The following is a 12,455-nucleotide window of genomic DNA, read 5'->3' as shown; positions in this document are numbered from 1 at the left end:
ATTAATGAGTGAAGAAGTAAAACAAATCCTAAGTTACTACGAAAGTGAAAACCCTGGAGTAAAAGCGAATCTTACTCGCATTCTTATGCATGGGAAACTTGGTGGAACTGGCAAGTTAGTAATTCTCCCTGTAGACCAGGGATTTGAGCACGGACCAATAAAAAGTTTTGAAGTTAACCCTGATGCTTACGATCCACATTATCATTTTCAGCTTGCAGTTGATTCAGGAGTAAGTGCATACGCTGCTCCGCTTGGTATGATCGAAGCTGGTGCTTCAACTTATGCTGGAATGCTACCACTTATTTTGAAGCTTAATAGCGCTAACTCTTTGCACTCAAAAAGCTTAACTTCAGATCAAGCAATAACTGCCTCTGTAAAAGATGCGCTGCGTTTGGGCTGCATGGCTGTTGGGTTTACTATATATCCTGGTTCTGCTAAGTGTTTTGATATGATGGAAGAAGCTCGCAAAATTATAGCTGAGGCTAAATCTTGTGGCCTTGTTGTAGTGCTATGGTCTTATCCACGTGGTGAAGGGGTTTCCAAAGAAGGTGAAACAGCAGTTGATGTGATTGCCTATGCTGCGCATATAGCGGCTTTGCTCGGTGCCAACATAATAAAAGTAAAACTTCCAACCAATCATCTGGAAAGAGAAAAAATAGAAAATATTGAATCATTATCTAAAAGAATTGAATATATTAAAAAGTCTTGCTTTGCAGGAAAAAGAATAGTAGTTTTCTCTGGTGGTGAGTCAAAGTCAGTGGATGATATATACAATGAGGCAAAAGAAATTAAGCAAGGTGGTGGTAATGGTTCAATTATCGGGCGCAACACTTTTCAAAGAAAAAAAGAGGATGCTTTATCTATGCTAAAAGATATAATTAATATCTACGCATAAAAAACGGCTGGGTGGCAGAATGGCTTATGCGGAGGACTGCAAATCCTTTTATACCGGTTCAATTCCGGTCCCGGCCTCTTACTCCAATTAGATCGTTTTTTCTTCTCAAATTTTAACAAGAAGTGTGGCTTTTAATGAAATATTTAAAAAAATAAGATACTATATTCAAAATATAAGCAGTAAAATGCCAAAGAGATTAACAGAAGTTTTATTATTGATTGGTTTGCCCTTCTTGCTTACCAGTTGCACTTTTCACTATTTATTAAAGAGCTCGTATACTCATCTTGCACCAGAAAAGTACCCTTCATCCAACAAACAGCCGGTTTACGTCGGTACAGCTTACAGTGCACAGACTATATATAATGCGTTATTTAATGACTTTCTGTTAATAGGTAAGTCATCATTCACAGCCAAACATGGGCGTGCTAGTCAATATGTTAACTATGGAAGAGAAGTTGGAGCAGATGTGATAATCGTATCATTTCAAAATATGCAAAAGGATAAAGAGCATTTTAGCATCACAGAAAAACTATTATGGGACACAAGCTTAACAACATTTCATACAAGGACCATTATAAACTTTGATCAGGACGTACTCTTTCTAAAAAAGGTAGGTGATGCAAAAGCTCCATGGGAATATGTCAAAGGAGAGTTCAAGCTTCACGAAAAAGACGATACTGATCCATATCTAGGGAATTGGGTAGGGTATAGAATATGCGAGATTGCAATATCTTCTTCAGAAGATGAATACTTAGGATTTGTAAATGAAGATAATTGTAAAGAAAAATCTGGAATAAATAAGATGCTTGCTTGGAAAAATGGGGATGTAAGGTTGCGGATTAATAAACAATCAAAACAGGGATTTTATTTAAATCGAAATAAGATTCCTATACTAATAAAATCTCAAATTAACAAATTTGGCTACCTCGAATTAGTAGATGAAAATACTGATCAAGTTCTGGTTTCCCTTCAGAAAAATTAGTTTTTACTACCCATAGAAACTATATACTTACTATTTTGATAAACCTCAAGCTTTCTAAGTTATTCTTGTTGCATGGTAAAAAATAAACTAAAAATAAGCAAAGTGTTTTACAAAATGATATTACGTAATTTATTGTTTTTACTGCCGCCTGAAATCGCTCACTCCTTGGTAATAACGGCGTTAAAAAAGATGCCCTGTAGGAAACCTATAGAACTACCTAAGTCTTTAAATGTAAACTTTTTTGGTGATAAAATTAGGAGTCCTGTAGGTCTTGCTGCAGGTTTTGATAAAAATGCGGAAGTTGTAAAGCCGATGCTCTCATTTGGTTTTGGATTTATTGAGGCTGGTACTGTAACTAAACATCCCCAATATGGAAACAAAAAACCGAGAATTTTTCGATTAATTAAAGATGAAGGAATAATTAATAGATTGGGATTTAATAATAAAGGAGTAGACTATTTTCTTAAACAGATAAGTGAAACTAAACTTGGTAATTGTATTTTTGGTATAAATATAGGAAGAAACAGTACATCAAAGGACCAAATCAGCGATTATGTTGACTTAATAAAGATAGTATATGGAAAGAGCAATTATATAGTACTGAACATCTCATCCCCAAACACACCTAACTTGCGCGATTTGCACAATAAACAAGAATTATCCAAATTGTTGAAATCTATCACTCTAACCCGGAAATCAATCGATAGCTCTGAATCCATACCGATAATATTAAAAATTTCTCCAGATATAGATCAGCAAACAAAAGAAAATATCGCTGAGCTTACACTAGAATATAAAATTGACGGCTTAATAGTAAGCAACACTACGATAAGTCGAGATTCTTACTATAATGAGAGTGGTGGGTTGAGCGGCAGGCCATTATTTCAACTTTCAACCGAGTTATTGAGTGACATGTACAAGCTTACTAAAAGCAGAATTCTATTGATAGGATGCGGAGGAATTTCAAGTGGTGTTGATGCATATGAAAAAATAAAGGCAGGAGCCTCTTTAGTACAACTGTACACTGCTCTTGTATACCAGGGGCATCAAGTTGTGAACAAAATCAATCTGGAGCTTGCAGAATTGGTAAAAAGAGATGGATTTAGTAACATTACTGAAGCAGTGGGTTGTATACATTAATTTTGGAAGTTATTGATATTGTTTTAGTAAAGTAGAGCTAACTTTTTAGTGTAGAGGTATGATAGAGAGTGCTTTTCTATTGAATGATTAATATGAGAGTTTTGAACGATACAATATCTAAAGTTATTAATTACAAATTTACAGATTATGCAATATTAGAAGAGGCATTAACTCACCCAAGCGTAAATAAGAGAAATAGCGAAGACCAGGTTGTAAGCTACGAAAGGCTAGAGTTTTTGGGCGATAGTGTTTTGAATATGGTTGTGTCTGTTATGCTGTTTAAAATGTTTCCTGAAGAAAAAGAAGGAGCATTGGCAAAAAGAAAAACGGATTTAGTTTGTGGCAGTACCATTGCTAATGTTGCTAAAGAAATAGAGTTAGGTAACTTTATTATCATGAATAATAGTGAACGTTGTAACGGAGGAAAATGTAACTTAAAAAATTTAGAAAATTCGCTTGAAGCACTAATAGGTGCAATTTATATTGACGGCGGACTTGAGAGTGTTGAGAAATTTATTATCCGACATTGGGAAAAGCTAGCTAAGGACATCCTCGATCCTCCTCAAGATCCTAAAACTTCACTGCAAGAATGGACTCAGAGAAATAAATTACCTTTACCGAAGTATGAGCTTGTAAAACAAACTGGACCAGCACACAATCCTGAATTTACTATATCAGTTTGCATAGAGAGTTATGACAAAGTTTCTGCATGCGCTCCTAGTAAGAAAATTGCTGAACAAAAAGCTGCTGAGTTGATCCTAGAAAAAATTAAAAAAACGACTTAGTTTAATCAAAATAGCTGTTAGCATAAATTTAAAGTAAGCTAAGCTCTTTAGTTCAGCTTACATATTTTTTTATCTCAGCCAGAATCTTATCAGATTGACTTTCATCTGAATTTAAATCAGCTACAAAGTGTGTGACATATTTTCCTTCAGGGCTAATAAGGTATATCATTGAAGAATGGTTAATTTCCTCTTCTCCATCTACTTTACTTGCATATACTTTATACTTTGCAACTACTTCATCTATTTTTTGTCTTTCACCAGTGAGCATTTGTATTCTATGGTCAAATTGCTGCTGAAATTCTTTAAGCCTTTCTGTATTATCGCGCTCAGGATCAACTGTGATAAAAAATGTTTGTAGCTTGTTGTCAGTTTTCTCGTCTAACTTTGCAAGTGTTTCTGAAATTATTCCAAGGTTCATAGGGCAAATTCTTTTACATGAGGAAAATCCAAAAAAAATCATCATATACTTATCTTTGAAATCACTACTGCGTACTATTTGCCCGTTTTGGTTAATCAAAGAAAAATCCCCACCTATTTTAATTTCTGTATTTTGTGAAACAAATATGCCTTGCTTAGTAAAATAACAATAACCTAAGAAGATAGCTGCTACTGTTATTAGCAAACTAGACAATAACCTTATAAACTTTATCATTAAAGCGTTTCCAATAAAGTTAAATCATATATTGATTAGTTGATTGATTCAATATATTCCTTCCAAAGTGGGTTGTTAATTTTATCTAACAATTTCTTATGCTCATCAATTTCTTTAATACTTGGTGAATGTTCTCTGCGAGCTAAATTACGCACTTTATGTTGAATAAACGTAGAGTTATTGTCCTGAGCACATTCATTATTAAATAAAAAGGTTTGCAATCCTCCTGTAAGCTCAACATAGACCTTTGCAAGCAATTGAGCATCAACTAATGCTCCGTGTAACTCTCTACCTTCTAGCGATATATCAAAACGCTTGCATAATGCATTTAAAGAAGCAGGTGATCCTACAAACTTTTTTCTTGCAAGTGGTAATGTATCTAGTACTCTATCTGAGGAAATTAACCCAGCATTTAACTTGCCTAACTCCATATTAAGGAACTTAACATCGAATTCAGCATTATGAATCACCAAAATGTCATTGGATATGAAGTCAAGAAATTCAAGTGCAACATCTGAGAATAGTGGTTTATCTTCCAAAAATTCCTCACTAATACCATGAATCTTAAATGAGTGGTAAGGTATATCTCTTTCTGGATTGAGATATCGATGAAATGTTTTACCTGTTGGAATACGATTAATTAGTTCTACACATCCTATCTCAATAATTCGATGGCCAGATTTAGTATCAAGACCTGTAGTTTCAGTATCAAGTACTATTTCTCGTAGCCTACTTTTCATCAGTTGTCATTTGTTGTTAAATTTTTATCAGTACTTGCCTTCTTATAGTTAATAGAAACAAGTAACCAAGTTAGATCTGATGAATTAATATTTTTTTTGAATTGCCATACATCTTCAACTTTGTTAATAGTAGACATGCTACCTGATGTGATGTTTCCTTCGTTATTCTTAACGAAGTTAATTTGCTCTGAAAGGAAATATACTGCAATAAATATTACGTTTTTTACTAACTTTATTTCTAAGATCTTTTGTGAAACGATAGAAACAATTATGGACTCATGTGTCTCTTTACGATGTTTAATCTTATCCACAAAACTGTTATATAAGTCTTTGTCCAGAAGGGATTTTAATTGAGGTAAATTTCCTTGGTTAAAATATTTTATTATTAATTCAAAAGCTATGCTTGAACCTTCTATAAAATTGGAAATAGAAAACTCTTTGTTTTTTTGTAATATTTGTTCATAAGTAGTTTCTATTGAACTTTTGTCGTTGCTATAAATATAATCTTCGATATTTTCTACCACATCTTCTTTACTTTGACTTACATCCAATACACCTGTTAGCTTTTTTAGGTTGAGACTGGCTGATCTTCCTAAAGAATTATATAAGCGTGAAAAAATAAACGCCGCTAGTAAAGCATATATTACAAGCTCTATCATGGTAACTTAACTCCTTGATATATAAAGTATCTAAATATTATTAATTATTGATAAAAATATGTTTTTCATATTAACCTATAGTTAGGTTTACTATTCATTTGTAAATGAATATATTATATAAGAAAGTATTAAACATCTCAACTTAATTAAAGGAGACGTAAGAAATGTCACAACACAAAATGAAAATTCATGGTCAGTATGTCAAAGATTTTTCGTTTGAGAATCCAAATTCGCCATTCCTTCCTTCTAGTAAAGCTCCTGATATTAATGTAATGGTTAATATTAATTCAGCAAAATTAGAAGGAACAGAAAATAAAAAAGGAATAAGTGAAGAAAAGCCTTTTCATGAAATTACTTTGCATATAGAAGCCAAAGCAACGGTAAAAGATGAAGATGTAAAAGATGATATAGCTTTCATTTGCGAGGTAAAGTATTGCGGTATTTTTTCAATAGAAAATTTTACAGAGCTAAGTGAGGAAGAGGTGAGACAAGCTTTATTTATTGGTGGACCTACTTTTCTTTTCCCTTTTGCAAGAGAAATAATTGCAAGAACTACAAGTAGTGGTGGGTTTCCTCCACTTATGCTAGATCCTATAGATTTTGAAACTATGTATCAGCAGCAAAGTCAACAACAAAAAAGTAGCGCTAGTAATTCCAATTTTAACTAATACAGGATGAACAATTCTTTAAATGCAAAGACGACTTTAAATATTGATGGAAGGTTATATAACTACTTTAACCTAAGTAACGCTGGTAAATTTTTAGGAGTAAATTTAACAAAATTGCCTTGTTCACTCAAGGTATTGCTTGAAAATTTATTGCGCAACGAAGATGGAGTAAGCGTTAAATTAGATGACATAAAGATATTAGCAAATTGCGTCAAGAAACACATTAATCACGAAATTAGCTACAAGCCAGCAAGGGTTTTGATGCAGGATTTCACAGGAGTTCCTGCTGTCGTTGACTTAGCTTCAATGCGTAATTATGTGAAGAAAAACGGAGGTAACCCCAGCAAAATAAATCCATCTGTACCTGTTGATCTTGTGATCGATCACTCTGTTCAAGTAGATAGTTACGGAAGCACTTCTGCATTTGGTAAAAACGTTGCACTGGAAGTAAAAAGAAATTTGGAGAGGTATCAATTCTTAAAATGGGGAGAGTCATCCTTCACAAATTTTAGAGTAGTGCCACCAGGTACTGGAATTTGCCACCAAGTGAATCTTGAATATTTAGCGCAAGTTGTATGTAACGATAGCGGAGTTCTATATCCAGATACCTTAGTCGGTACAGATAGTCACACTACTATGGTAAATGGTTTATCGGTTCTTGGTTGGGGTGTTGGTGGAATAGAAGCTGAGTCTGTGATGCTTGGTCAACCAATTAGTATGGTAATTCCAGAAGTAGTAGGATTTAAATTAATAGGAAGACTTTCAGAGGGAGTAACAGCAACTGATCTAGTGCTAACGATTACTAATATCCTGAGAACAAAAGGCGTTGTTGGCAGATTTGTGGAATTTTATGGTGATGGCTTAGATTGTTTATCTTTGGCAGATAGAGCAACCATAGCTAATATGGCTCCAGAGTATGGTGCAACTTGTGGATTCTTTCCAATTGATCAGAAGACACTAGATTATTTAAACTTAACCGGAAGGCCAAAAGAGTTGGTTAAATTAGCTGAAGTCTATGCAAAAGAACAAGGGCTGTGGCGTAGTAATGAAGAATTGGCGTTCTTTGACACACTGAAGCTTGATTTATCAAGCGTAAAGCCAGTGATGGCTGGTCCTAAAAGACCACAGGATAAGATTTTCCTTTCAGAAGTAGCGGAATCTTTTTCTACATCTTTTCCTATTAATGAGACAAACAGACCTCCGTTGGAACCTATCTATGGCGATCAGCTCCAGAGTGGCAGCGTAGTGATTGCAGCAATAACAAGCTGCACTAACACCTCAAATCCAAGTGTGATGATTGCTGCAGGTCTTGTAGCTCGTAATGCAATTAAACTTGGATTAAAATCAAAGCCTTGGGTTAAAACTTCTCTTGCTCCAGGGTCACAAGTTGTGACAGAATATTTAGAAAAGTCTGGATTGCAGGTAGATCTAAATGCTTTGGGTTTTAATCTAGTTGGATATGGCTGCACAACTTGCATTGGAAATTCTGGTCCACTTAATAAGGATATAGAGGATGATATAAAAAACAAAAACTTAACTGTTGCTGCAGTTTTGTCTGGCAATCGTAACTTTGAAGGAAGAATTCATCCGTTAGTCAAAGCTAATTACTTGGCATCTCCGCCACTTATTGTTGCATATGCACTTGCAGGCACTGTGCAAATTGATTTGACAAAAGATTCAATATGCAAAGATAAGAATGGAAATGATGTCTATCTCAAAGATATATGGCCAACAAATAATGAAGTTGAGAGCTGTGTTAAAAGTGTTGTGACGCGTGAAATGTTCATACAAAAGTATAAGGATGTTTTTTCTGGTGATGAGCATTGGCAAAAGATAAAGTGTGAGAAAGGTGAAATCTATGATTGGGACACGAAAAGCACTTATATACAAAACCCTCCCTATTTTGATAATTTATCGACTAAGAACAATGGAAGCAACATAGTTGATATAAAGAATGCGCAAATACTAGCGATGTTTGGCGATAGCGTCACTACCGACCACATTTCCCCTGCTGGAAATATTGCCTCAAATAGTCCTGCAGGCATATATTTAAAAGGTCTTGGAGTTGAACCGCAAGATTTCAATTCATATGGATCTCGCCGCGGTAACCACAACGTAATGATGCGTGGAACCTTTGCTAATATCAGAATAAGAAATAAAATGGTGAGCGCTGAGGGTGGCTATACAAAACATATTCCTTCTCAAGAAACTATGTCAATTTTTGATGCAGCAATGCAATATAAAAGAGAAGCTGTTCCATTAGTTGTCATTGCAGGAAAAGAATATGGTACAGGTTCAAGTAGGGATTGGGCAGCAAAGGGTACTGCATTACTGGGAATTAAAGCTGTGATTGCAGAAAGTTTTGAACGCATACATAGGTCCAACTTGGTCGGCATGGGTGTTCTTCCACTTATATTCCAAAATGGAATAACCAGAAAGATATTTGATGGTAGTGAGATAATAAGCATAAAAGGTGAAATAGTATCAAATGGAAATCTAGAATGTATCATTAAAAGACAGGATAATTCAAAGCAATCAATACAACTCAAATGCTGTGTACAAACCGCAACTGAGATTAAATACTTAATGAGTGGTGGAGTGTTAAGCTACATACTTCTTTCGACTTAGTAAAAGTAAGTACTAGACTTCTTTTAGCTCCAGCCCTGGTCCTTTTAAATAATGATTTGTTCTATGCGAAGTTATGATATAATTTTACCTTACATATAGTAAAGGTGTTTTATAGATAATTATGATTAGCTCTATACAAGAACCTAATGAACTCAGAAAACGTTTACAAGGATTTTATCGTACTGATGAAAAAAGCTGTGTACGTTATCTTGTAGAAAAAGTAGAACTTTCGGTTGATTCGAAAAACAGAATTTACAATATTGCAAAACAAATTGTCGAAAAGATTAGAGGTAGTAAATTAGGCATTATAGATTCTTTTATACAACAGTACTCACTTTCTAATGATGAAGGAGTAGCACTAATGTGTCTTGCTGAATCATTACTTAGAATACCAGACGATTACACAATAGATGAATTGATCAAAGATAAAATTGCCAACCAAGAATGGAATAAACACTTGGGGCGTTCCTCTTCATTGTTTGTTAATGCTTCTACATGGAGTTTAATTATAGGAAGCAGTATATTAAGAAACAATGAAGAGGATTCAAAATTCTATAACATAATTTCCAGGTTATTGAAAAATTTAGGAGAGCCAATAATTCGCAAAGCGGTAAAACAAGCAATATCCATTCTTGGCAAGCATTTTATTGTTGGAGAAACTATAGAAAAAGCATTGGAAAGTGTGAAATCAGATGACTACAGTAAGTATTTATGCTCTTTTGATATGCTTGGTGAATCTGCTTGCACAGTTGAGGATGCGGAAGAGTATTTTAATTTATACATGCATGCAATAAAAGCCATAGGTGAATCTGCTGACATAAATGATTGCTTTAAATCTCAGGGGGTTTCAATCAAATTGTCTTCGCTGCACTCACGTTATGAATTTAGCCAATTTGATAATATGGCTGAAGAACTGAGAACTAAAGTACTGGAACTTTGTCATGAAGCAAAAAAGTATAATATTTCATTGTGTATAGATGCAGAAGAATCAGAAAGGCTTGAGATGTCGCTCGTGTTATTTGAACAGTTGCGTCTTGATGAGTCACTTTCTGAGTGGGAAGGGCTTGGTCTAGCTGTGCAAGCGTATCAAAAACGTGCTTTGTCTGTTCTTGATTTTGTTGAAGATGTTGCCATTCGATCAAAGCATAAGGTTATGGTGAGACTTGTGAAAGGAGCATATTGGGACTCGGAAATCAAGCGCACACAAGAATTAGGGTTAATTGGTTATCCGGTGTTTACTAGAAAAAGCCACACAGATGTATGCTACCTTGCCTGTGCGCAGAAACTTTTAAGCAAAGAGAATCACTTTTATCCATGTTTTGGAACTCATAATGCTTATACTTTTGCTACTATAATAGAGCTTGCCGATAAAAATCATCCTGGGTTTGAGTTTCAGCGCTTACATGGAATGGGTAAAAGTTTGTATGATTATGCAATTTCAGAACTTGCAACAAGCATCAATTGTCGTATATATGCACCAGTTGGTAAACATAGTGATTTATTGCCATACCTTATTAGGCGTCTTCTTGAAAATGGAGCTAATAGCTCGTTTGTCAATCAAGTAAATGATTCTGACGTTAAAATTGAAGAATTAGTCTCAGATCCATTAGAAAAAGTAAAAAGCTTAGAATATGAGCCTCATCCAAGCATTCCGTTGCCACGAGATATTTTTGGAGAGGAAAGAAAAAACTCCTTGGGAATGGATATTAGCGATTCAATTGCAGTTTCACAATTTGCAAATGATGTAAGGGAATTTAGTGAAAAGAAATGGCAGGTTGGCCCAATAATTGATGGAGAGTCGTTTCTTGACAGTGCGGAATTTACCGAAGTAGTGAATCCTGCACATTTGGAAAATGTAATTGGGGAAGTGTCAAGTGCAACAAGTGCTCATGCTTTAAATGCTCTTGAAATAGCACATAGTGCTTTTACTAAGTGGCAGAATGTTTCAGCAGAAGAGCGCGCTAAATGCCTTGAAAAAGCTGCAGATTTGCTTGAGGAAAGGATGAAAGAGTTAATTTATATTCTGATTGTAGAAGCAGGAAAAATTTTATCCGATGCAATAGCAGAAGTAAGAGAGGCAATCGACTTTTTGCGCTATTATGCAATGATAGCAAAAAATGAACTGAATGACTGGAAAAAATTGCCAGGTCCAACAGGTGAAGATAACTTCATCTTTTTTGAAGGCAGAGGAGTTTTCTTATGCATATCACCGTGGAATTTTCCACTCGCGATCTTCATTGGACAGGTTTCAGCTGCACTTGCAGCAGGTAATGCAGTGCTGGCAAAACCGGCAGAGCAAACGCCGATTATTGCCTGTGAAGCCGTTAAGATACTACACGAAGCTGGAATACCAAAAAATGTGCTACACCTTATTCCAGGGGATGGTTGGTATTTAGGTAAAACATTAGTGCCAGATAATAGAATTTCCGGTGTAGCTTTTACTGGTTCAACACAAACTGCTCAAATAATTAATCGAATGCTTGCTAGTAGAGATGGTCCTATTGTGCCACTTATCGCTGAGACTGGTGGATTAAATGCTATGATTGTTGATAGTTCTGCTCTTTTAGAGCAGGTAACTAAGGATGTTTTAATTTCTGCATTTCGCAGTGGCGGTCAACGTTGTTCTGCTCTCAGAGTGCTATTTATTCAAGAAGATATAGCAGAAAAACAAATAAAAATGATATGCAATGCAGCTCAAGAACTAAAGATAGGTGACCCAATACAACTGAGCACAGATATTGGTCCAATAATTGACAAAGCATCTATTGATATGCTCACTAAACATACGGAAAAGATATCAAGGGATGAAGATTCAAACCTTTTGTCCAAGGTACCCATGGATACAAATTCTTATAATGGTTATTTCTTTCCTCCGTACATTTATGAGATACAAAAAATTTCGCAATTAAAGCAAGAAGTGTTTGGGCCTATTTTACATATCATACGTTTTAATAAGTCGCAGTTAAATGAAGTTATAAGTGATATAAACAATACAGGATATGGACTTACGTTTTCTTTGCAAAGCCGTGTACAAAGTCAGATCGATTTAATAAGCAAGAAAATATCAGTTGGAAATGTATACATCAATCGCAATCAAATAGGTGCAGCAGTTGGAATACAACCATTTGGCGGTAGAGGACTGTCAGGTACCGGACCAAAAGCTGGTGGTCCTAATTATCTGCAACGTTTTTCTATAGAAAAGGTTGTAAGTGTCAACACTACAGCATGTGGCGGTAACATTAAACTTGCGTGTTTGGATTGATTTGCAATTTCTAAATTGGAAGTCCGTGCAGTTGTGTATGCAGT

10 protein-coding genes and 1 tRNA gene are annotated in these 12,455 nt (G+C 35.0%); 8 read left to right on the top strand and 3 right to left on the bottom strand.

The window, feature by feature from the left end; genetic code table 11:
* Nucleotides 1-4 precede the first annotated feature (4 nt).
* The 5 genes from AB3210_RS05600 (at nt 5) to rnc (ending at nt 3,802) form a co-directional block, all read left to right on the top strand.
* A complete protein-coding gene (locus AB3210_RS05600) occupies nt 5-895 on the top strand; it encodes a class I fructose-bisphosphate aldolase (protein WP_007302460.1) in 891 nt (296 codons plus the stop codon).
* A 5-nt stretch (nt 896-900) separates the two neighbouring features.
* Nucleotides 901-972, top strand: a tRNA-Cys gene (locus AB3210_RS05595).
* Nucleotides 973-1,079: 107 nt separating this feature from the next.
* Nucleotides 1,080-1,877, top strand: coding sequence for a hypothetical protein (locus AB3210_RS05590; protein ID WP_052264760.1), 798 nt, complete (start codon nt 1,080-1,082; stop codon nt 1,875-1,877).
* Nucleotides 1,878-1,949: 72 nt separating this feature from the next.
* Nucleotides 1,950-3,017, top strand: a complete 1,068-nt coding sequence (locus tag AB3210_RS05585) for a quinone-dependent dihydroorotate dehydrogenase (protein WP_052264761.1) — start codon at nt 1,950-1,952, stop codon at nt 3,015-3,017.
* 92 nt (nt 3,018-3,109) lie between these two features.
* Nucleotides 3,110-3,802 carry a ribonuclease III gene (gene rnc / locus AB3210_RS05580; RefSeq protein ID WP_012481989.1) on the top strand — a complete coding sequence of 231 codons (693 nt, stop codon included), beginning with the start codon at nt 3,110-3,112 and terminating at the stop codon, nt 3,800-3,802.
* A gap of 52 nt (nt 3,803-3,854) precedes the next feature.
* Here rnc and AB3210_RS05575 read toward each other — a convergent pair whose 3' ends face one another.
* The 3 genes from AB3210_RS05575 to AB3210_RS05565 are packed head-to-tail and all read right to left on the bottom strand — an operon-like array spanning nt 3,855 to nt 5,853.
* Nucleotides 3,855-4,454 (bottom strand): SCO family protein, encoded by a 600-nt coding sequence (locus AB3210_RS05575; protein ID WP_007302464.1) that lies wholly within the window; start codon nt 4,452-4,454, stop codon nt 3,855-3,857.
* Nucleotides 4,455-4,489: 35 nt separating this feature from the next.
* On the bottom strand, nt 4,490-5,194 hold the full coding sequence (dnaQ, locus tag AB3210_RS05570; RefSeq protein WP_007302465.1) for a DNA polymerase III subunit epsilon: 705 nt from the start codon (nt 5,192-5,194) through the stop codon (nt 4,490-4,492).
* On the bottom strand, nt 5,194-5,853 hold the full coding sequence (locus AB3210_RS05565) for a Tim44/TimA family putative adaptor protein (protein ID WP_007302466.1): 660 nt from the start codon (nt 5,851-5,853) through the stop codon (nt 5,194-5,196). Before AB3210_RS05565 ends, dnaQ begins: the two co-directional genes overlap by 1 nt.
* A 164-nt stretch (nt 5,854-6,017) precedes the next feature.
* Here AB3210_RS05565 and secB point away from each other — a divergent pair, with 164 nt between their 5' ends.
* The 3 genes from secB to putA all read left to right on the top strand — a co-directional run bounded on the left by secB (nt 6,018) and on the right by putA (nt 12,411).
* Nucleotides 6,018-6,521, top strand: coding sequence for a protein-export chaperone SecB (gene secB / locus AB3210_RS05560; protein WP_007302467.1), 504 nt, complete (start codon nt 6,018-6,020; stop codon nt 6,519-6,521).
* Between the two features lie 6 nt (nt 6,522-6,527).
* The gene (gene acnA / locus AB3210_RS05555) at nt 6,528-9,149 is read left to right on the top strand and encodes an aconitate hydratase AcnA (protein ID WP_052264762.1); all 2,622 of its coding nucleotides are present in this window, start codon (nt 6,528-6,530) and stop codon (nt 9,147-9,149) included.
* A 121-nt stretch (nt 9,150-9,270) separates the two neighbouring features.
* On the top strand, nt 9,271-12,411 hold the full coding sequence (gene putA / locus AB3210_RS05550; protein ID WP_230609022.1) for a bifunctional proline dehydrogenase/L-glutamate gamma-semialdehyde dehydrogenase PutA: 3,141 nt from the start codon (nt 9,271-9,273) through the stop codon (nt 12,409-12,411).
* The last annotated feature ends 44 nt before the right edge of the window (nt 12,412-12,455 follow it).

It is taken from the genome of Wolbachia endosymbiont (group B) of Scrobipalpa ocellatella (assembly GCF_964188425.1).
GTDB lineage: Bacteria > Pseudomonadota > Alphaproteobacteria > Rickettsiales > Anaplasmataceae > Wolbachia.
Note: the sequence above shows the minus strand (reverse complement) of the source record. Positions and strands in the feature narration are given on the sequence as shown.